The organism is Ideonella aquatica (assembly GCF_018069755.1).
In the GTDB taxonomy this organism is placed as follows: Bacteria; Pseudomonadota; Gammaproteobacteria; order Burkholderiales; family Burkholderiaceae_C; genus Ideonella; species Ideonella aquatica.
In genome coordinates this window covers 13,561-34,482 of record NZ_JAGQDE010000024.1, presented here as the reverse complement: position 1 = coordinate 34,482, position 20,922 = coordinate 13,561, and the positions used below count along the sequence as shown (strand labels likewise).

16 protein-coding genes are annotated in these 20,922 nt (G+C 69.8%); 7 read left to right on the top strand and 9 right to left on the bottom strand.

Annotated elements, in window-relative coordinates; all coding sequences use genetic code 11:
• Entirely contained in the window at nucleotides 1-1,497 is a 1,497-nt protein-coding gene (gene ntrC, locus KAK06_RS19865; RefSeq protein ID WP_210803899.1) for a nitrogen regulation protein NR(I), read from the top strand.
• Between the two features lie 38 nt (nucleotides 1,498-1,535).
• Nucleotides 1,536-2,423 carry a DMT family transporter gene (locus tag KAK06_RS19860; RefSeq protein ID WP_210803898.1) on the top strand — a complete coding sequence of 296 codons (888 nt, stop codon included), beginning with the start codon at nucleotides 1,536-1,538 and terminating at the stop codon, nucleotides 2,421-2,423.
• On the opposite strand, the gene xth is transcribed toward KAK06_RS19860, so the two are convergent.
• The 5 genes from xth to KAK06_RS19835 all read right to left on the bottom strand — a co-directional run bounded on the left by xth (nucleotide 2,410) and on the right by KAK06_RS19835 (nucleotide 8,685).
• Entirely contained in the window at nucleotides 2,410-3,174 is a 765-nt protein-coding gene (xth, locus tag KAK06_RS19855; protein ID WP_210803897.1) for an exodeoxyribonuclease III, read from the bottom strand. The two genes, KAK06_RS19860 and xth, sit on opposite strands and share 14 nt — an antisense overlap.
• A 49-nt stretch (nucleotides 3,175-3,223) precedes the next feature.
• Nucleotides 3,224-4,051 carry a 2-oxo-tetronate isomerase gene (otnI, locus tag KAK06_RS19850; protein ID WP_210803896.1) on the bottom strand — a complete coding sequence of 276 codons (828 nt, stop codon included), beginning with the start codon at nucleotides 4,049-4,051 and terminating at the stop codon, nucleotides 3,224-3,226.
• Between the two features lie 67 nt (nucleotides 4,052-4,118).
• Complete coding sequence (locus tag KAK06_RS19845; RefSeq protein ID WP_210803895.1) at nucleotides 4,119-5,549, bottom strand: MFS transporter; 1,431 nt, start codon at nucleotides 5,547-5,549, stop codon at nucleotides 4,119-4,121.
• On the bottom strand, nucleotides 5,549-7,309 hold the full coding sequence (locus tag KAK06_RS19840) for a glycosyl hydrolase family 17 protein (protein ID WP_210803894.1): 1,761 nt from the start codon (nucleotides 7,307-7,309) through the stop codon (nucleotides 5,549-5,551). The genes KAK06_RS19845 and KAK06_RS19840 overlap by 1 nt, the downstream gene beginning before the upstream one ends.
• An 8-nt stretch (nucleotides 7,310-7,317) precedes the next feature.
• A complete protein-coding gene (locus tag KAK06_RS19835) occupies nucleotides 7,318-8,685 on the bottom strand; it encodes a porin family protein (RefSeq protein ID WP_210803893.1) in 1,368 nt (455 codons plus the stop codon).
• Between the two features lie 250 nt (nucleotides 8,686-8,935).
• Here KAK06_RS19835 and KAK06_RS19830 point away from each other — a divergent pair, with 250 nt between their 5' ends.
• From KAK06_RS19830 to KAK06_RS19815, 4 genes are all read left to right on the top strand, one after another.
• Complete coding sequence (locus KAK06_RS19830) at nucleotides 8,936-11,227, top strand: glycosyl hydrolase (RefSeq protein ID WP_210803892.1); 2,292 nt, start codon at nucleotides 8,936-8,938, stop codon at nucleotides 11,225-11,227.
• A gap of 46 nt (nucleotides 11,228-11,273) precedes the next feature.
• Nucleotides 11,274-12,929 (top strand): Ig-like domain-containing protein, encoded by a 1,656-nt coding sequence (locus KAK06_RS19825; RefSeq protein ID WP_210803891.1) that lies wholly within the window; start codon nucleotides 11,274-11,276, stop codon nucleotides 12,927-12,929.
• Nucleotides 12,930-13,053: 124 nt separating this feature from the next.
• Nucleotides 13,054-14,103 carry a LacI family DNA-binding transcriptional regulator gene (locus KAK06_RS19820; RefSeq protein WP_210803890.1) on the top strand — a complete coding sequence of 350 codons (1,050 nt, stop codon included), beginning with the start codon at nucleotides 13,054-13,056 and terminating at the stop codon, nucleotides 14,101-14,103.
• A 141-nt stretch (nucleotides 14,104-14,244) separates the two neighbouring features.
• Nucleotides 14,245-15,600 carry a GH1 family beta-glucosidase gene (locus KAK06_RS19815; protein WP_210803889.1) on the top strand — a complete coding sequence of 452 codons (1,356 nt, stop codon included), beginning with the start codon at nucleotides 14,245-14,247 and terminating at the stop codon, nucleotides 15,598-15,600.
• A gap of 54 nt (nucleotides 15,601-15,654) precedes the next feature.
• Here the strand turns inward: KAK06_RS19815 and KAK06_RS19810 are convergent, their stop codons facing one another.
• The 3 genes from KAK06_RS19810 to KAK06_RS19800 are packed head-to-tail and all read right to left on the bottom strand — an operon-like array spanning nucleotide 15,655 to nucleotide 17,907.
• Nucleotides 15,655-16,173 carry a dihydrofolate reductase gene (locus KAK06_RS19810; RefSeq protein ID WP_210803888.1) on the bottom strand — a complete coding sequence of 173 codons (519 nt, stop codon included), beginning with the start codon at nucleotides 16,171-16,173 and terminating at the stop codon, nucleotides 15,655-15,657.
• Entirely contained in the window at nucleotides 16,170-17,057 is an 888-nt protein-coding gene (locus KAK06_RS19805) for a DMT family transporter (protein ID WP_210803887.1), read from the bottom strand. The genes KAK06_RS19810 and KAK06_RS19805 overlap by 4 nt, the downstream gene beginning before the upstream one ends.
• A gap of 10 nt (nucleotides 17,058-17,067) precedes the next feature.
• Nucleotides 17,068-17,907, bottom strand: a complete 840-nt coding sequence (locus tag KAK06_RS19800; RefSeq protein WP_210803886.1) for a thymidylate synthase — start codon at nucleotides 17,905-17,907, stop codon at nucleotides 17,068-17,070.
• Nucleotides 17,908-17,955: 48 nt separating this feature from the next.
• Here KAK06_RS19800 and KAK06_RS19795 point away from each other — a divergent pair, with 48 nt between their 5' ends.
• Nucleotides 17,956-19,065 (top strand): acyltransferase family protein, encoded by a 1,110-nt coding sequence (locus KAK06_RS19795; protein ID WP_210803885.1) that lies wholly within the window; start codon nucleotides 17,956-17,958, stop codon nucleotides 19,063-19,065.
• On the opposite strand, the gene KAK06_RS19790 is transcribed toward KAK06_RS19795, so the two are convergent.
• The gene (locus KAK06_RS19790; protein ID WP_210803884.1) at nucleotides 19,066-20,853 is read right to left on the bottom strand and encodes an ABC transporter transmembrane domain-containing protein; all 1,788 of its coding nucleotides are present in this window, start codon (nucleotides 20,851-20,853) and stop codon (nucleotides 19,066-19,068) included. It abuts the gene before it with no gap.
• Nucleotides 20,854-20,922: the final 69 nt, after the last annotated feature.

The window sequence follows — 20,922 nt, the reverse complement described above, 5'->3', positions numbered from 1 at the left end:
ATGAAACCCATCTGGATCGTTGACGACGACCAATCCATCCGCTTCGTGCTCGAGAAGGCCCTCGCGCGCGAACAGCTGCCGGTGCGCAGCTTCGCCAACCCCCGCGATGTCTTGCACGCCCTGAACGACGGCGACGAGCCGCAGGTGCTGGTCAGCGACATCCGCATGCCGGGTGGCTCCGGCCTGGACCTGCTCAGCCAGGTCAAGCAGCGCCTGCCGGGCCTGCCGGTCATCATCATGACCGCCTACTCCGACCTGGACAGTGCGGTGTCGGCCTTCCAGGGCGGTGCCTTCGAGTACCTGCCCAAGCCCTTCGATCTGACCAAGGCCACCGAGCTGATCCGCCGCGCGGTGGACGAAAGCCTGCGCGAGGAGGTGGGCGACGAGCGCCACCAGCCCGCCCCCGAGATCCTCGGCCAGGCGCCGGCGATGCAGGATGTCTTCCGCGCCATCGGTCGCCTCAGCCAGAGCAACGTGACGGTGCTGATCACCGGCGAGAGCGGCTCGGGCAAGGAGCTGGTGGCCCGCGCGCTGCACCGCCACAGCCCGCGCGGTGACGGCGGCACCAACGGCCCCTTCATCGCGATCAACACCGCCGCCATCCCCAAGGACCTGCTCGAGAGCGAGCTCTTCGGCCATGAGCGCGGCGCCTTCACCGGCGCGCAGACCATGCGCCGCGGTCGCTTCGAGCAGGCCGATGGCGGCACGCTGTTCCTCGATGAGATCGGCGACATGCCCTTCGATCTGCAGACGCGCCTGCTGCGTGTGCTGTCGGACGGCCAGTTCTACCGCGTGGGCGGTCACCAGCCGCTCAAGGCCAATGTGCGCGTCATTGCCGCCACCCACCAGAACCTGGAGCAGCGGGTGCGCGACGGCGCCTTCCGCGAGGACCTGTTCCATCGCCTGAATGTCATCCGCCTGCGCCTGCCGCCGCTGCGCGAGCGCGCCGAGGACATCCCTGCGCTGGCGCGCTTCTTCCTGCAAAAAAGCGCCAAGGAGCTGGGCGTCGAGCCCAAGCGCATCACCGACGAGGCGCTGGACAAGCTCAAGGGCTTCGAATTCCCCGGCAATGTGCGCCAGCTTGAAAACGTCTGCCACTGGCTCACCGTGATGGCGCCGGCCCAGGTGATCGAGCTGAAGGACCTGCCGCCCGAGCTGCTGGGCGCGATGGCCGCCGAGGCCGCCTCGCCCGTGCTGCCCACGCCGGTGATGCAGGAGCCCGTCGCCCCGTTGCCGGTGTCTGCGCCCGCGGTGCTGGCCGCCCCCGCGGCGCCGATGCCGGCCGGCTGGCTCGACGACCTAGAGGGCGTGGCTCGACGCATGCTGGAATCTGGCGCGCCCGAAGTGTGGGATGCGCTGACCCGCCAGTTCGAGGCGCGCCTGATCCACACCGCGCTGCTGATCACCCGCGGGCGCCGCATCGAGGCGGCGCAGAAGCTGGGCATCGGCCGCAACACCATCACGCGCAAGATCCAGGAACTGCAGATCGACGACTGAACTGGGCTGGGCAGCAGGGCGTGCGACACTGCCCCGCGATGCCCTCGTCCGTGCTGTTTGTCGTCTGCGTGCTCATCTGGGGCACGACCTGGTTTGCCATCCTCTACCAGTTGGACGCCATCGCCCCAGGCGCTGGCGTGGCGCTGCGCTTTGCATTGGCGGCGCTGGCCATGATCCTGTGGGCGTTGTGGCGCGGTGAGCGTCTGCGCTTTGCGGCATCCCTGCACCGATGGTTCGCACTGCAGGGATTGGCCGGATTTGCATTGGCCTACTGGGGTGTCTACGAGGCCGAGCGCCATGTGGTCACCGGCTTGGTGGCGGTGGGCTATGCGGCCTCGCCGCTGCTCAACATGGTGCTGGCGCGCTGGACGCTGGGCACGCCGCTGTCGCGCCGCGTGGGCTGGGGCGGCGTGGCGGGCGTGGGCGGTGTGGCGATGATCTTCTGGCACGAGTTTGCCCGCCTGTCGGCCTCGCCCGCGGTGCTGACCGGCGCGGCGCTGACCGCGGCCGCGGTGCTGATGTCCTCGGTGTCCAGCCTGTGCGCGGCGCACTATCACCGCCAGCAGGTCAGCGGGCCGGCGCCGCTGGCCTGGGCCATGGGCTACGGAGCGGCGTTCATGACGGCGCTGTCGCTGGCCAGCGGCGAGCTGTGGACGCTGCGCTGGAGCCCGGCCTTCGGCTGGTCATTGGCCTACCTGGTGCTGGCCGGCTCGGTGCTGGCCTTTGGCTGCTACTACGCGCTGATGCAGCGCATCGGCCCGGCGCGCGCGGCCTATGTGGGTGTGAGCACGCCGGTGGTGGCGATGAGCGTGTCGTACGTGGCCGAGGGCTACCGGCCCGATGGCCTGGCGATGGCCGGCGCGCTGCTGGCGGTGGCCGGCAATGTCTGGGCGCTGTGGCCCCAGAAGACGGTCACACCAGCGTGACGATCACCGGGGCGTGATCGCTGGGCCGCTCGTTCTTGCGCGGCGCCTTGTCAATCTCGCAGGCGCTCACGCGCGGCTGCAGCGCCTGGCTGACCAGGATGTGGTCGATGCGCAGCCCCTGGTTCTTGCGGAAGGCCAGGTTGCGGTAATCCCACCAGCTCCAGCTCTTGGGCGGCTGCTCGAAGAGGCGGAAGGCATCCACCAGGCCCAGGTCCAGCAGCGCGCGGAAATGGGCGCGCTCCTGGTCGGTGCAGTGGATCTGGCCGGCCCAGGCGACCGGGTCGTAGACGTCGCGGTCTTCCGGCGCGATGTTGAAGTCGCCCATCAGCACCAACTGAGTGTGCCTGGCCAGCTCGCTGCGCAGCCAGTCCTGCAGTGCCTGCAGCCAGCCCATCTTGTAGACGAACTTCTCGCTGTCGGGGGCCTGGCCGTTGGGAAAGTAGCCGCCCACCACACGCACACCATCCACCGTGCCGGCAATCACGCGGGCCTGTTCATCGGCCAAGCCGGGGATGTTGCGCACCACGTCGGTGGCCTCGCTGCGCGACAGCAGCGCCACGCCGTTGTAGGTCTTCTGGCCATGGAAGACCACGCGGTAGCCGGCAGCCTCGATCTCGGCCCGCGGAAACTTGTCGTCGGTGAGCTTGGTCTCTTGCAGCACCAGTGCATCCACCGGATGCGCGGCCAGCCAGTCCAGCAGTTGGGGCAGGCGCACGGCCAGCGAGTTGACGTTCCAGGTGGCGAGTTGCACGGTGATGCTCTGCAGTCGGGCGTGAGCGGCATCGTACAGGGAGTTGTCGTCACCCTGCCGGGGGCCGAACGCCAAGGGTGTCCAACCAGCCCAGACCGGCTGACGTGGCGCCCGCCACGCTGCCCCGGGCAGGCCGGTATTCACAGCCGATCCAGCCCGTCCAGCCGCAGCTGGCAGCGACCTCGTCAATCACCTCGAACAGGTAGCCGTGGTTCAGCTCACCCAGGTCGGGCTCGTGGCGCATCGGTACGCCGGCGATCTGGATGTGGCCGACGCGGCCGGTGGGCAGGTACTGGCGGATCTTCATGGCCACGTCGCCCTCAACGATCTGGCAGTGGTACAGATCGAACTGCACCTTCAGGTTGGGGGCCTGGATCACCTGCACGATGCGGTGCGCCTCGTCCTGCCGGTTGAGGAAGTAGCCGGGCATGTCGCGGGTATTGATCGGCTCGATCAGCAGCTCGCGGCCGGCGGCGCGGGCCTGTTCGGCGGCCCAGGCCAGGTTGGCCTCGTAGACGGCCTGCAGCGCGGCCGGCTCGACGCCTGCGGGCGCCAGGCCGGCCATGAGGTGGATGCGCGGGCAATCCAGCGCCTGCGCGTAGTCCAGCGCCCGGGCGACACCGGCGCGGAAGTCGGCCTCGCGCCCCGGCAGGCAGGCCAGGCCGCGCTCGCCGGCCTCCCAGTCGCCTGGCGGCGCATTGAACAGCACCTGCTGCAGGCCATGGTCGCGCAGCCGCTGGGCGAGCTCCTCGGCGGGGAAGGCATAGGGAAACAGGAACTCGACGCCCCGGAAACCGTCAGCGGCCGCGGCGGCAAAGCGCTCAAGGAAGGCATGCTCGTTGTAGAGCATCGTGAGGTTGGCGGCGAAGCGGGGCATGGGCGGACGGGGCGAGCACGGGTGATGGGGCCGCCGGCCGCGGCCGCGGCGGCGCTGACCCGGCGCACTATACGGCGGCAGCCGCAGCCGTCGAGCGCCTTGCCAGCTCGGCCTTCACCTGGGCGGCGCGCTGCTCGTCCAGGTCGTAGTCGCGCATCACCCACATCGCCAGCAGCGTGCCCACGATCGGCACGCCGGAGTAGAAGAGGCGCAGTCCATCCACCGCGCCCGCGGCCTGGCTGGCGGCGCCTGGCGTGAAGCCCACCAGGCTCATGATGGCGCCACTGAGCAGGCCGGCGATCGCGAAGCCGAACTTCACCATCCACCAGTAGATGGCGCCGAAGATGCCTTCGCGGCGCTTGCCGGTGGCCAGCTCATCCAGGTCGCAGACATCGGCGGTCATGGACATCATCAGCGTGAACAGGCCACCGATGCCGAAGGAGAAGAAAGGCAGGGCGATGATGAACAGCGCCGGCTGGCCGGGCACCATCAGGAACCACAGCAGCACGTAGCCGATGACCGACAGGCCTTGCGACAGCATGAAGGCGTTCTTCTTGCCCAGGCGGCGCGACAACCAGGCCACGGTGGGGATGACCGCGAAGGTGGTGATCAGCGCGCCAATGCTGCCGAACAAGGTGGGCCAGGTGCCGGCCGCCGCGGTGTCGCCGCCGAACAGGTGGTAGACCACGATGAAGAACGAGAACGCTGCCACGGTGTTGAAGGCGTTGAAGATCAGGAAGGTGGCAAAGCACAGCTGACGGAAGGGCGCCGAGCCAAAGGCTTCCTGGAAGCCGTTCAGGATCTCGCGCACGCCGCCGCCCAGGTGGCGCCAGGTCAGCGGGATCAGGTGGGTGTCGTCCGCGCTGGAGCGCCGCGGGATGAACAGCGCAGGCACCATCGCCAGCAGCATGCAGATGCCGCCCACCCACCAGGCCAGGTGCCGGGTGGCGGCGTCGGCGTTGTCGAACCAGCGGCGGTCGTACATCACCACCCAGAACCACGGTGCAATCACCCAGGCCCACTGGCCGACCCACTGCGCCACCGCCATGATGCTGGTGCGCTCATGGAAGTCGTCACTCATCTCGTAGCCGATCGCCACGTAGGGAATGCTGAACAGCGTCAGCCCGGTATAGAACACCAGGGACCAGAGCAGGAAGTAGACGAAGTTGTGGGTGAGGCCGTCGCTGCGGTGGAGCTGCCACATCGCGATGAAGGACACCCCCATCACGATCGCGCCCAGGAACACGTAGTGGTGACGCCGGCCCCAGCGCGAGCGGGTGTTGTCGGAGATGAACCCCATGATGGGGTCACTGACGGCGTCAAAGACCCGTGGCAGGAAGAACAGGATGCCCCACATCCAGCTGGGAAAGCCCATGTCCTGCACCAGCACCACCATGAAGATGCCCAGCGCCGCCGGGAACATCTGGTTGGCCAGCATGCCCAGACCGAAGGCGAGCTTGTGGCGCCAGGCCACCCGCTGCGGTGCGCTGGCAGCCATCAGCGCGACCAGTGCAGATCGTCGATGTTCAGCACTGGCAGGCCCGTGTAATTCAGGGGCTTGCCGGTGAAGCTGAAGCGGTCAGCGATGATGAAGCGGAAGTTCACATAGCGCAGGTCCAGCTTCGGGTTCACCGCCAGGAAGGCGCTGACTGGAATCGACACCTGGCACCAGCCGCCACTGTTGCAGTAGCCATGGTCGCCCGGTCCCACCTGCAGGAAGGCTTCCTGGATATCGCGGTCCTCGGTGTCGGTGGTGATGCCGACCTCGATCTTGCCGGGGTAGCCGTCGCTGTGCACCTGGAAGTTCAGCCGGCCGTTGGCGAAGCCGGAGAGGTTCTCCAGCACGCCGCTGCCCGAGTAGCGGAACAGGCCCCAGCCGTAGTCCAGCGGGTTGGGCGAGATTTCGAGGTACACGCCACCATCGCCGGAGGCCAGCCCTGACGCGGACTCGCGGTAGCCGCTGAGCGCGAACGGGTCCCAGCGCAGGCCGGTGGCGAACACCTCGTCAGCCGCCGCCGTGTCGGCGAACAGCGTGTAGCGCGCGGCCGTCACCGCGGGCGCCAACGTGGGCTGCACCCACTTGGTGGCATCGGCCGGGGTGTAGCTGCCGGCCTCGCAGGTCCAGGTCACGCCACAGGTGCCCAGGGCCTGCACCGCGTAGCGGGCCTGGCGTTGCGCGTTGAACAGGCCCCAGCCGTCGTCGCCCTGTTTCCAGGGCTCGTCGAAGGCCTGGAAGATGAAGATGGCCTTCGGGCCCTGGGCGTCCTGGCGGCCCTGCTGCACCCAGCTCTCCAGGCCGTCGAGGTAGAGCTTCTGGTTCACCGGGTGGGCGCGGAAGGCCAGGTTGGGGCCGCCCGCGGTATCCACCGCGGCCCAGCCGGTTTCGCCGATCAGCATCGGCAGGCTGCCCAGGTTGAGCTTGACCAGGCCCTGACGGGCGCGCTCGAACTGCGATTTCGCCTCGGTGAGCGTGGCGTCAATCATTGCCTGGGCGCGCTGCGGCTCGGCCACGGCCTTCTGCCGCCAGTCGTAGGCGCTGGGGTTGTAGTAGGTGTCCAGGAAGGGGTAGACGTGCACCGCGGCAAAGTCCACCACTTCGGCGATCGACTTGGGTACCGAGGCCCAGAACAGGAAGTTGTCGTCGGTGGTGACCGGCTGGGTGATGGCGTCGCGCACATGCTTGATGTAGCGCGCCATGTCGGCCACCGCGATCTTGTGGGCCGACCATTCGACCATGGTCTCGTTGCCCACGCTGACGGCCACCACCGTGTCCGGGAAGTCCTTGGCCAGCGCGATGCAGGCCTCCAGCTCGGCCAGGTTGTCGGCCTCGGCGGCCGCGTCGGTGACCGGGTTGGGATAGGCGCCCAGGTAGACCTTCAGGTCCAGCGCGTTGTCGCGGATCACCTCCAGCACGGTGCGCGCGAAGGCGCGGCTGCTGAACAGGCGGATCGTGCCGATGCCGGTGGCCTGCACCAGCCGCAGGTCCTGCAGCACCTGGGCCGGCGTGATCACCTCGTTGGCAAGCTGGCTGGCGTTGGCCGACGTGCGGTAGGGCGAGTAATTGACCGCAGCGCGGGTCATCAGGCTGCTGGGCAGCAGGCGCCGCTCGCTGGTCTGCGAGACGGCCTGCTCGGTGTAGCCGCCGCTGCCACCGCCGCCACAGCCAGCCAGGGCCAGCACGCTGCCCGTCAGCACCAGGGCGGCCAGGGCCATCAGCGAACGCGCACGCCGCAGGGCAGGGGGGAGTCGAGGAGTCATGGCAGGCCTCAGAACGTGAAGTTGACGCCGACGGCGACCGCGTTGCCGCGCTTGGCGACGCGCGCGTCGATGCGCGTGAAGGCGTCATGGGCCGGCACCGACAGCGGCGCCAGACCCTTGCGCCCGTACTGGTAGGCGCTGGCCGAGGCGTAGAGGTTGACGTGTTCGTTGAGCGTGTAGCCCACACTGGCGCTGGCCACCGTCAGCGTGTTGCTCTGGCCGCGCTCGCTGGGGTTCTTGGTGCGGGCCTGGCCCAGGTGGACCAGGCCGCCGCCGATGGTGAGCTTGTCGTCCCAGCGGTAGCGAACGCCCAGCATGCCATCGGTGGAGCGTGCGGCGTAGCCGGGGTTGGGCACGCCGTTGGCGTCAACGCCCCCCCAGTCGACGTTGAACATGCTGTTCCAGCGGCCTTGCGCGCCGGGTGTGGTCTGCACGGCGTAGGCGCCGCTCCATCGGTTCAGGCGCAGGCCGCCCGACAGTTCCAGCTGCGGGTTCAGCAGGTGGCGCACCATCAGCATCGCCATGCCCTGGCTGGAGCCGCCCAGCAGCGGGTCGTCGGCAGGGAAGGGTGTCAGGCCGCCGAAGGGCGCCTTGCCCCAGGCCACGGGTTCGCCGTTCTTCGCCGATTGCACGATGAGGTCGACCAGCAGGTCGCGGCCGATGTACTTGGCGTAGAGCTCCAGAAAGGACGGACGGTTGCGCGTCCAGCCGGACTTGCCAAAGTCGTAGGTGGCTTCGAGCAGCACGTCGCCGCCGAGGAACTCCACCGGGCGCGACATGTAGCGCACCGCGCGGCTCAGCAGACCGTAGGCGGCGCCGCTGTCGCTCCAGGCGGTGGATGAGCCCACGCCACCGCCCCAGAAGTCCGAGCCGATGGCCTTGAACGAGTAGGGGTAGTCCGGCACGCTCCAGCCGCGCGTGGTCATGGCGCCAACCGTCAGGCGGCCCCAGTCCTCGTGGGCGATGCCGACATTGCGTTCGTAGAGCCAGCCGTCCAGATCCACCCGGCCGTCACGCCAGCGCTGGCTCAGCAGGCCGAAGAGCTCGAAGCCGCCGCCGACACGCTGCTTGGCGCCCAGGTAGGGCTGGAACAGCGTGACATGCTCGCTGCGCGTGCCAAAGCGCTTGCCAAAGGCCAGGTCGTCGGCCCAGATGCGCTGGCGGTTCTCGCCCAGTTCGCGCTGGCAGTCCTCGCAGACATTGGTGGTGCTGGTCCACTCGGCCTTGGCGAAGCCGGTGAGGCTGAAGGGGCCGAACTCCACGGCGGTGGCCGGCGCGGCCATCAGTGCAGCGCCCAGGGCCAGCACGGCGGTGCCGGTGCGCTGGGGCCGGAGCGGGCGAGGCTGGTGCGGGAGGCGGCGGTTCGGTGGCGGCATGGAGGGCCTCGGGACGGCAGAACGGAGGTGGGCGTCGCCAGGCTCGGGTGATGGAGGGCAGGGCCTCGGCACATCAAACCTGAAAGCGCTTTCAAACGATAGAGCCGATGCCCCGTCGGGTCAACGGATCAAGCGTCCGTGTTTTCCCGCAACCCCGGATCGACGATATTCGGGAAAACGACAGCCAATTCTGAAAGCGCTTTCAAACACAATCATCTGGCCGTTCACTTCGGGCTCACGAGACGCCGCCATGACCCTCACCCGCCGCGATCTCCTTGGCATTCTGCCCGCGCTGGGCTTTGGCTGCGCGGGCGTGGGCAGCCCGGCCTGGGCCCAGGCCGACGGGGTGGCGCTGGGCGCAGGGCGCGTCAGCCTGAGCCCTCGAGGCAACGCCAGCGTCCCGCGGGCGCCACACCGCACCGAGGCCATGGCCCGCCGCGCAGCGCCCACCAACCAGTGGTACTCCACGCTGATCTTCAGCGATCAGCCCGAGCCCATCTACGCACTGCCGCTGACGGTGAAACCCACCGCCGCCGGGCTGGAGGTGTCGCTGCCGAAGAAGGCGGTGGTGCCCACCGAGCGCCGCGACGTCGAGATCCACCACGCCCACCGGGACGATCTGCTGATCGCGCCCACCGCCTTCGAGCCGGGCCGGGCCCTGCTGGCCGGCGCCAGCGACTGGACGGTGGACATCGCCATGGGCCGCGGCGCCGACCGCTTCGATGCCACCATCGCCCACGGCAGCCCCTACGTCTGGCTGCGCGTCGGCCGCGGTGACCTGCGGGTACGCCTGAAGCAGCCGGCCGAGCGCCTGCCGTCGGCCGACCCGCGGGTGTTGCTGCTGCGCCTGGCCGGCACGCCCTACGCGCTCTACGGCCCGACCGGCGTGCAGTGGGAGCAGGCCGCGCCGGCCGAGTGGGTTGCCCGTCTGCCGGCCGGCCAGGGCTACCTGGTCGCCGCGGCCCTGCCCGACGACAGCGCTGCCACGCAGGCCCTGCTGCTGAAGCACGCCTATGCCGCGGTCACCGACACCCGGGTCAGCTGGAGCGTCGACCGCGCCAGCGGCCGCGTCGAGACCGTCTTCACCGCCACCACCCAGCCGCTTGAGGGCAACGAAGCCACGCCGCTGCTGGGTCTGTACCCGCACCACTGGCACGGCAACGCCAGCGTCGAGGGCCGCCTGGGCCCGGCCTACGCCACGCTGCGCGGACCGATGAAGCTGCTGGCCGACAAGCGCTTCACCACCACCAGCCGCTACACCGGCTTCGTGCCCTACTGGCCCGCCGTGCCCGACAGCAGCCCGCGCGTGGGCGATCTGCGCGAGGCCATGAAGGCCGACGTGCGCAACGCCCACCGCATGCTGCAGCAGGGCGGCGAGGGGCCCTACTGGCAGGGCAAGGGCCTGCTGCGCCTGGTCAAGATGCTTGACGTCTGCGAACAGCAGGGCGACCGCGAAGGCGCCGAACGCCTGCTGGGCCTGCTGAAGAAGCGCGTCGAGGAGTGGTTCTCGGGCGGCGACAAGCGGCGCTTCTTCCACTGGGACCAGGCCATGGGCACGGTGGTGGGCTACCCCGAGGAGTACTTTGCGGTGGTGCAGATGAACGACCACCACTTCCACTACGGCTACTGGATCCGCGCGGTGGCCGAGATCGCGCTGCGCGACCCCGACTGGGCGGCACGCGGCCGCTGGGGCGACATGGTCGACCTGCTGGTCAAGGACATCGCCACCGCCGAGCGCGGTCGCGCCGACTTCCCCTTTCTGCGCAACTTTGACCCCTATGAGGGCCACAGCTGGGCCTCGGGCATTGGCCTGGGTGAGTGGGGCAACAACCAGGAGTCGTCCAGCGAGGCGCTCAACGCCTGGGCCGGCCTGATCCTGTGGGGTGAGGTCACTGGCGACCAGGCGCTGCGCGATCTGGGCACCTGGATGCTGGTCACCGAGACCGAGGCGGTGCGCCACTATTGGTTCGACCTGCACCGCATCGTCTTCGCACCCGAATACCGCAACGCCGACGTCAGCATGGTCTTCGGCGGCAAGTACGCCCACAACACCTGGTGGATCGACGAGCCGCGGCAGATCACCGGCATCAACCTGCTGCCGATCACCACCGTCTCCACCTACTTTGCCAGCCACCCCGACTACATCCGGCGCAACCTGGCGTCGCTGAAGGACGAGCAGAAGATCTGGGCCGAGCGCGGCAAGCGCTTTGACCCGCCGGACATCTGGCAGGACATCTTCGCCAAGTACGGCGCGCTGGCCGACCCCGAGGCGGCGCTGGCGGGCTGGGACCGCTGGGGCGCTGTTGAAGCCGGGGACAGCCGCAGCCACACGCTGCACTTCCTGCTCAGCCTGGCGGCGATGGGCGCGCCCGACACCAGCATCAGCGCCGACACCACGCTCTACCAGGTGTTCCGTCGCCCCGATGGCCGCCGCACCTACCTGGCCTTCAATGCCGGCCGTCAGCCCATTCGGGTGCGCTTCTCGGATGGCCGCGAGCTGGCGGTACCGCCCGGTCGGCTGGCCCGCGCCGAGGGCACCTGACTCCCGGCTGCCCGGCGCGACCGCAGCGACCACCTGGACCACCACCATGACCACCCGTCGACTCCGTCTGAACCTTGCCGCCGCGGCCGCCGCCGTGCTGATCGTCTCCCTGGCTGCCTGTGGCGGTGGCAATGGGGTTGCGCCGCCGCAGGACGGTGGCCATGAGGTCACGGCGACCGTGCCGGTGGTGACGATCACCCACAACATCACCGACGAGACGGCCAGCGGCGACATCACCTTCACCTTCTCGTTCAACGTCGATGTCGGCACCAGCTTCACCGCGGACGACATCGCGGTCAGCGGCGGGACCAAGGGCGCCTTCATCCGGCGCTCGGGCACCGCTGCCACGCTGGTGGTCACACCCACGCCAGCGTCCTCGGGTACGGTGCAGGTGACGGTGCTTGCGGCTGGCGTCACCGACGCCGTGGGCACGGTCAATGCAGAGACCTCGGCCAGCCAGGCTTTCAACACCACGCTGCGCTCCGGCGTGGTGAGCTTCGACGAGACCACCGCCCCCATCCTGGCAGGCTTTGGCGGCGCCGAAGACGCTGCGGTGGTGGTCGACCCCAGCCGTGCCGGCAACCTGGTGGCCCGCATCGTCAAGAGCGCCACGGCCGAGCCCTGGGCCGGAACCACCTTGTCCACCGCGGCGGGCAACACCCTCCCGCGCATCGGCTTCGCCGCCGGCCGGTCGACGATCACCGCGCGCATCTGGTCGCCGGTGGCCGGCATCCCAGTGCGCATGAAGGTGGAGGACTCGACCCGGCCAGCCAAGACGGTCGAGACCGAGGCCACTGTCACCACGGCCTCCGGCTGGCAGACGCTGAGTTTCGACTTCTCCCGGCCGGTGCCGGGCACCCCGACGCTGGACCTGGCGGCCAGCTACGACCGGCTGTCGGTGTTCTTTGACTTCGGCACCCCGGGCGCCACCGTGGGGGCTGCGCGCACCTACTACCTCGACAACCTCATCTATCCCTGGCCGGCCGGCGGCGGCAGCACGGGCCCGTTGGTGTTCTCCAGCGGCTTTGGTGCGGGCAACCGCACCGTCGAGGGGGGTGAGTTCGGCGGCTTCAGCGGCAGCAACCTGGACGGCTATGCCTGCAACGGCGACCCGGCGAACTGCGGCAGCGGCGGTGGGTTCACGCCCGCCGTGTCCGCCGCTGACAGCTACTTCTTCTACTACCACCAGACCGCCACGCCGGCCACCGACCTGTTCATGGGCATCTACGTGCAGGCACCCGGCGTGAGCGGCGGCCTGACGGGCGGCGTTGACACAGCCGGCCTGCAGGTGGGCTCGCAGACGCAGCTGAAGTTCAAACTGGGCCAGAACGCCGAGTGGTTCAGCGCACCCAACCACAACGTCCTGATCGTTGCTGACCTGGGCAAGCGCTTCACCGTGGGCGCCAATACCGACTGCCGGCTGCAGCTGCACCGCGTGCTCACCGCCACGGCGGCCTCGGCCACCGACTACGCGGTGCCGCTGAGCTCCTTCGTGCTGTCGCAGGACTGCGGCGGGGCGGCCAGCAGCGTGGCTGATGCCTTGGCCAAGTCGCCGCTGTCGCAGCTCTCGTTCCAGGGCGTGGGTGGTGGCATCGCGGTGTCGGACGGGACGCTCAGCAGCGGTGCCAATCTGTCGGTGCTCAATGGCTCGGGCGTCTACCCGAGCACGCTGGTTCTGGTGGGCGGCATCACCATCGAGTGAGACCGACGGCGATCTGGCGGCCTGGCGTGCCAGCGGACTGCCACAATGCATCCATGCCTGGACTGCCGTGGCGCGCCTTGTCCGGCGCGGCCGGTCGGTCCCACTGTGTGCTGGAGTGCCCCTGATGAGCAACACCTCGCCCCGCCGTGTCCGGGGTTCTGCAACCCCTGCCGCCGGTGTGGTGACGCTGGAGATGGTCGCCCAGGCGGCCGGGGTGTCGCCCAGCACGGTCTCGCGCATCCTCAACGGCACCGCGCGCGTCAGCCAGGTCAAGCAGCAGGCGGTGGATGCGGCGATCCAGTCGCTGGGTTTTCGCCCCAATCCGGTGGCCCGCGGCCTGGCCGGGGGGCGCACGCTGAGCATCGGCGTGCTGACCCAGACGATCAGCAGTCCGTTCTACGGCGAAGCGCTGCATGGCATCGAGGACCGCCTGGACGAGGCCGGCTACATCCCGATCTTCGTCAGCGGCCATTGGCAGGAGGCCGAGGAGCGCAAGGCACTGGACGCGCTGATGGCCCGCCGCGTGGACGGGCTGATCGTGCTGGCCGGGCGGCTGTCGAACCGGGCGCTGCAGGCCGGCGCCGGCAACGTGCCGATGGTGGTGGTGGGCCGCCAGATGCAGGGTCCGCGTGTGCATGGCCTGTGTTTCGACAACCGCGCCGGTGCGGCCATGGCCACGCAACACCTGATCGATTGCGGCCATGCGCGCATCGCCTACATCGGCGGCGAGCCCGACCACGCCGATGCCCATGAGCGCCTGGCCGGCTACCGCGAGGCGTTGGACCGCGCCGGCCTGCCCTTTGACCCCGCGCTGGTCACGCCGGGCGACTACACCGAGGCTGGCGGCCTGCTGGCGGTGAACCGCCTGTTGGATGCCCGGCTGCCCTTCACCGCGATCTTTGCCGCCAACGACCAGACCGCCATCGGCGCCGCACTGGGCCTGTACCGTCGCAATGTGCGGGTGCCCGACGACGTTTCGCTGGTGGGCTTCGACGACCTGGCGCCGGCACGCTTCGCGATTCCGCCGCTGACCACGGTGCGCCAGCCGGTGTACGAGATGGGCTTTCAGGCGGCAGCCGCGATGATGGCGCTGTTGCGTGGCGAGACCGCGCAGGTGTCGCTGCCGTCGCTGCAGCTGGTGCCGCGCGAGTCGGTGCGTCGATTGCAGCGCTGATCCGCCGCCTCGACGGCGCCGCGCATTCGGGGTTAACCAGCAGTGTGCCGGGCGGCCACTCACCGCAGAATCAGGGCATTCTGAAAGCGCTTTCACACCTGCTCACGCACGTGGCGATCGCCCCTGCCTACGCTGTCATCCATGACCCGGACACCTGCCCACGATCCCTTTTTCCCGCCCGAGTTCGTCTGGGGTGTGGCCACCAGCGCCTTCCAGATCGAGGGCGCGGCCCGCGAGGCCGGCAAGGGCGAATCGATCTGGGACCGCTTCTGCCGCCAGCCCGGGGCGATCGCCGATGGCTCGAATGGCGATGTGGCCTGCGACCACTTCCACCGGCTCGACCAGGACCTGGACCTGATCGCCCGGCTGGGGGTGGACGCCTACCGCTTCTCGATCAGCTGGCCGCGCGTGCAGCCCGACGGTCGCGGCGCCTTCAATGAGGCCGGACTGGCCTTCTACGACCGCCTGGTCGACGGTCTGTTGTCGCGCGGACTGCGCCCCTACCTGACGCTGAACCACTGGGACCTGCCCCAGACGCTGCAGGACGGCGGCGGCTGGGCGGTGCGCGACACCGTACACCGCTTTGTCGACTACGCCCGCGCGATCAACGCCCGGCTGGGCGACCGCCTGTCGGCCATCACCACCCACAACGAACCCTGGGTGATGGCGGTGCTGGGCCACGAGAGCGGCATCTTCGCGCCCGGCGTGCGCCACCGGGGCATCGCCATGCAGGTGGCGCACCACCTGCTGCTGAGCCACGGCCTGGCGCTGCAGGCGCTGCGCGCCGACGGCTGCCCCAGTCGCCTGGGCATCGTGCTGAACCTGTCGCCGATCGGTCCGGCCACCGACAGCCCCGAGGACCGCGCCGCCGCCTGGCTGGAGGATGGCCGGCTGGTGCGCTGGTACCTGGATCCACTGCTGCGCGGTCGCTACCCCGATGACGTCTGGCAGCACCTGGGTGCCGACGCGCCCCGCATCGAGCCCGGCGATCTGGCCGCCATCGCCACGCCGATGGACTACCTGGGCATCAACTACTACACGCGCGGCGTGGTCAGTGCCAGCGGCGCGTGGAGCGTGCAGGCCAGCGGCCTGCCGCTGACCGACATGGGTTGGGAGGTCGTGCCCGAGGGCCTGACCGAGCTGCTGCTGCGCATGCACCGTGACTGGACCCTGCCGCCGATCTACGTGATGGAGAACGGCGCCGCGTTCATCGATCAGGTGGTCGACGGCCAGGTGATGGACACCGCGCGCCGCGACTACATCGCCCGCCACATCGAGGCCACCGGCCGCGCACTGGCCGCCGGGGTGCCCATGGCTGGCTACATGGTGTGGAGCCTGATGGACAACTTCGAGTGGGCCTCGGGCTACGCCAAGCGCTTTGGCATCGTCCACGTCGACTATGCCTCCCTGGCCCGCACGCCCAAGCTCAGCTACCACTGGTACCGCGAGTTCCTGCGGGCCCAGCGCGCACAGCGACCGCAGCGCCACGCCGCCTGACACCCGTCGCCACGTGGTTCGACCGAGCCCGCGGCGCGTGCCGGGCGCGGGCGCTCAGCGCGGTCGACGGCGGTAGGTGACGAAAGCGACGTCGAACTCGTTAGGCGGGGCTGGGCGGATCGTCTGGCGCGCCACCTCGGCAAACTCGGCCGCCGGCCAGTCGGGGAAGAAGGCGTCAGCGTCCGGCACATCCAGCGCCAGTTCGGTCAGCAGCAACTCATCGGCCAGCGGCAGCGCCTGCACGTACAGCTCAGCCCCACCGATCACGAAGACGCGCGGCACACCGGCGCAGCGCGCCAGCGCCTCGGGCACGCTGCCCACCACCTCGGCACCAGGGCAGGCCAGGCCAGCCTGGCGGCTCAGCACCAGGTTGCGACGGCCCGGCAGCGGGCGGAAGCGCTCCGGCAGGGACTCCCAGGTGCGCCGGCCCATCAGCACCGGCGCACCCTGGGTGCTGCGGCGGAAGTGCGCCAGGTCCTCGGGCAGGTGCCAGGGCAGCTGGTTGGCGCGGCCGATCGCACGGCCGCGGGCCAGCGCGGCGATCAGGACCAGGTCGGGGCGGGTGTCGCTCATGCGGCCGATTGTCGTCGTGGCAGCAGCGCGCTGGCGATGGCCAGCACGATGGCCACGGCGGCCACCAGGTCCAGCGGCCGAGGCCATTCGCCGACGATGGCTGTGGCCGCCGCGGTGCCCACCAGCGGCACCGCCATGATCGAGAAGGCGCTGGCCGAGGGCGGCAGCGTGCGCGCCATGCCGAACCAGATGACCTGCGCCACGCCATAGTTCAGCAACACGCCGTACAGCAGCGACCACCACAGGCCCGTGCTCCAGGCTGCCGGCTGCGGGGCGGGCTCCATCAGCGGCGCCACGATCCAGAAGAAGGCTGAGCCCAGCGCCATCATCCACACCGTCACCGCCTCGGTGGGCATGGCGCAGGTGGTGCGGCGCATCAGCACCGTGCCGGCCGCCCAGCTGAGGGCGGCGGCCTGCATCCACAGCACGCCCTCGGGTCGGCCGGCCAAGTGCGCCAGCTCTTGCCACGACAGCATCAGCACCGCGGCCAGTGCCGCGCCGGCGGACAGCAGCACGCGGCCGCTGGGCCGCTCGTGCGCCAGCACCAGCGTGATCAGCACCGTCCACACCGGCATCGTGAAGCCCAGGATTGCCGCGCGGCCCGAGGCCAGTGCATGCAGTCCGGTGATCGAGCAGAAATGCCAGGCGATGATGTTGGGCAGGGCCAGCAGCGCCACCCGGCGCCACTCGGCGCGCGGCCAGCGCATGTCCACGCCCCGCCCAAAACGGTAGTACAGGTACAGCGACAGCGCGCCGCCGGTCATCGTGATCGCACGGAAATACAGCGGTGACAGCTCGCGCAGGCTGAACTTCATCATCGGCCAATTGACGCCCCACATCAGTGTGAGGGCCACCAGCACCGCGATCTGGCGCGGCTGCAACATCACAGGGCTTTCAGACCGCGACGTCCGCCTTGATGGCGGGGTGGTGCTGGTACTCCAGCACCTCGAAGTCCTCGTACTGGTAGTCGAAGATCGAGTCGGGACGGCGCTTGATGTTCAGCACCGGGTAGGGGAAGGGCGTGCGCGCGAGCTGGGTCTGCACCTGCTCGAAGTGGTTGGTGTAGAGGTGGCAGTCGCCGCCGGTCCAGATGAAATCGCCCACGTCCAGGTCGCACTGCTGGGCCAGCATGTGGGTCAGCAGCGCGTAGCTGGCGATGTTGAAGGGCACGCCCAGGAAGATGTCGGCGCTGCGCTGGTACAGCTGGCAGCTGAGCTTGCCGCGCCCGCCCGGTTGGGTGGCCGGCGCGACATAGAACTGGAAGAAGGCGTGGCAGGGCATCAGCGCCATCTTGTCGAGCTCGGCCACGTTCCAGGCGCTGACGATGATGCGGCGGCTGTCCGGGTTGGTCTTGAGCTGCTGCACGACCTGGGCGATCTGGTCGATGTGGCCGCCCCCCGGCGTGGGCCAGTTGCGCCACTGCACACCATAGACGGGGCCGAGCTCGCCATCCTCGCGCGCCCACTCGTCCCAGATCGTGCAGCCACGCTCCTGCAGCCACTTCACGTTGCTGTCGCCACGCAGGAACCACAGCAGCTCGACGATGATGGCTTTCAGGAAGACCTTCTTGGTGGTCACCAGCGGAAAGCCCTCCGACAGGTCGAAGCGCATCTGGTGGCCGAACACGCTGCGCGTGCCGGTGCCGGTGCGGTCGCCCTTGGCCACGCCGTGTTCCCAGACATGGCGCATGAAATCTTCGTACTGGGAGCGAGCGGGACGGGCGGCAGAACTCATGGCTGCGATTATCCCGCGCGGCCGGTGTCACACTTGGCCACCCCTGCCATGACCCCAGACCGCCGCCTGCACTTCCTGGATCACCTGCGCATTGCCGCGCTGGGCCTGCTGCTGCTCTATCACCTGGGCATGGCCTATGTGCCCTGGCCCTGGCATGTGAAAGGATCGACCACCAGCGCGGCGCTGGAACCCTGGATGCAGCTGCTGAACCCCTGGCGCATGAGCCTGCTGTTCCTGATTTCGGGCGCGGTGACCGGCCTGCTGCTGCCGGGCGCCGCACCGGGCTGGTTGCGTGCGCGCCTGAAACGCCTGGGCCTTCCGTTGCTGGCGGGTGTGCTGCTGATCGTGCCGCCGCAGGCCTGGTGGCAGGTGCGCGAGCAGCTCGGCTACGGCGGCAGCCTGGCCGCGTTCATGGGCCTGTACCTGCGCGGCTACGGCGGCTTCTGCGACGCGGCCGGCGCCTGCCTGGTGCTGCCCACCTGGAACCACCTGTGGTTCCTGCCCTACCTGATGCTGTACACCGCGGGCCTGTGGGCGCTGCTGCGCCGCTGGCCGGGTGCGCTGGACCGGGCTGGCGCCTGGCTGGCGCCGCGCCTGGGCGCGCTCAGCCTGCTGGCGCTGCCGTGGCTGCTGCTCGCGGTGTTGCGCCTGGCGCTGCGGCCCTGGTTCGAGGTCACGCACGATCTGATCCACGACCCCCTGGCCCACGCGCAGTACCTGCCGGCCTTCCTGGTCGGCGCGCTGCTGGCGCGCACGCCCGGGGCCTGGCTGGCGATCGAGCGCCTGCGCTGGTGGGCGCTGGGTGGGGTGCTGCTGGGCTGGGGCGCGGCGCAGAGCGGGGGCGATCAGATGCCGCTGGTGCTGGCACGCGCCGGCTTCGCGCTGGAGCAATGGTGTGGCGTGCTGGCAGCGCTGGGCTTCGGTCATCGATGGCTGGGCCGGACCACGGCGCACACGCGCACGGCCTCGCGCCTGGTCTTTCCGGTCTATGTGCTGCACCAGACCGTGCTGATCGGCCTGCTGGTGGCGCTCAAGCCGCTGGGCCTGGCGCCGGGGCTGGAGGCCACGCTCGTGCTGGTCGGCACGCTGGCGATCTCGCTGATGGCGGCGGCCGCCGCGCTGCGCTGGCGCGGGCTGGCGCCCTGGCTGGGCGCGTGATCAGCCAGCGGTCTGGAACTGCATTGCGGCCAGGCGCGCGTACAGCCCGCCGCGCGCCACCAGTTCGGCGTGCGTGCCCTGCTCGACGATGCGGCCGTGTTCCAGCACGACGATGCGGTCGGCGCGCTGCACCGTGGCCAGGCGGTGGGCAATGACCAGCGTGGTGCGGTCCTGCATGGCGGATTCCAGCGCCGCCTGCACCATGCGCTCGCTCTCGGCATCCAGCGCGCTGGTGGCCTCGTCCAGCAGCAGCAGCGGCGGGTTCTTCAGCATCGCCCGCGCGATCGACAGGCGCTGACGCTGGCCGCCCGACAGGCGCACGCCGCGCTCGCCCAGGAAGCTGGCGTAGCCCTCGGGCAGGGCCAGGATGAAGTCGTGCGCGAAGGCGGCCTTGGCGGCGGCGATGACCTCCTCGTCGGTGGCCTCAGGGCGGCCGTAGCGGATGTTCTCCATCGCGCTGGCGCTGAAGATCACGCTGTCCTGCGGCACGATGCCGATGCGCGCGCGCAGCGCGGCCAGGTCGGCCTGGCGCACGTCCACGCCGTCCACCTGCACCGAGCCCTCGGCCACATCGTAGAAGCGCAGCAGCAGCTGCAGCACGGTGCTCTTGCCGGCACCGCTGGGGCCGACCAGGGCCACGGTCTCGCCGGGTTGCACGCTCAGGCTGATGTCGTCCAGCGCCGCCTGCTGCGGCCGCGACGGGTAGCGGAAACGCACGCCCTGCAACTGCAGCGCCGAGCCGCCGCGCGTGGCCGGCAGCGGCTGCGGCGTGGCCGGCGATTCGATCGGGGAGCGGGCGTGCAGCAGCTCCATCAGGCGTTCGGTGGCACCGGCGGCGCGCAGCAGGTCGCCCCACACCTCGGACAGCACCGCCACCGAGCTGACCAGCAGGATCACGTACAGCACCGTCTGGCCCAGGTGGCCGGCGCTGATCTCGCCCTGCAGCACCGCCTGCGTGCCCTGGTACAGGCCCCACAGCAGCGCGCCGAACGTGGCGGTGATCAGGAAGGCCACCAGGAAGGAGCGCACGCGGGTGCGTTTGCGGGCGGTGTCGAAGGCGGCCTCGGTGGCGGCCGAGAAGCGCGCGGCCTCGCGCGGTTCGGCCACATAGCTCTGCACCACCGGCATCGCGTTGAGTACCTCGGCGGCAATCGCTGACGAATCGGCCACGCGGTCCTGGCTGGCGCGGCTGAGCTTGCGCACCCGGCGGCCGAAGGCCAGCGCCGGCAGCACCACCACCACCAGGATGCCCATCACCTGGAACATCACCCAGGGGTTGGTGACGATCAGCATCGCCAGCGCACCGATGCCCATCACGGTGTTGCGCAGGCCCATGCTGAGGCTCGATCCCACCACCGTCTGCACCAGCGTGGTGTCGGTGGTCAGGCGCGAGAGCACCTCGCCGGTGGCGGTGGTCTCGAAGAACTCGGGGCTTTGCTGCAGCACATGCGCGTAGACGGCATCGCGCAGGTCGGCGGTGATGCGCTCGCCCAGCCAGGTCACCATGTAGAAGCGGCTGGCCGAGAACACGCCCAGCGCCGCGCCCACGCCGAACAGCGCCAGGAAATGCTCGCGCAGCGCCATCACGCGCTGCCCCGGATCGGCCGCCACGATGCCCTGGTCGACCAGCGACTTCAGCGCCGCCGGCAGCAGCAGCGTGGAGACCGCCGCCATGATGAGGAAGAGCAGTGCCAGCGCGATCTGCAGGCGGTAGGGACGCAGAAAGGGCAGCAGGCCGGACAGCGATTGCGGGCTGCTGCCGGTGGGACGGTCGGGACGATTGGCCATGGCTGCAGTGTAGGCAGCCGAGGGGGCCTGGGACGCGCCCCCGCATAAACCCTGTCAAAACACTGGACT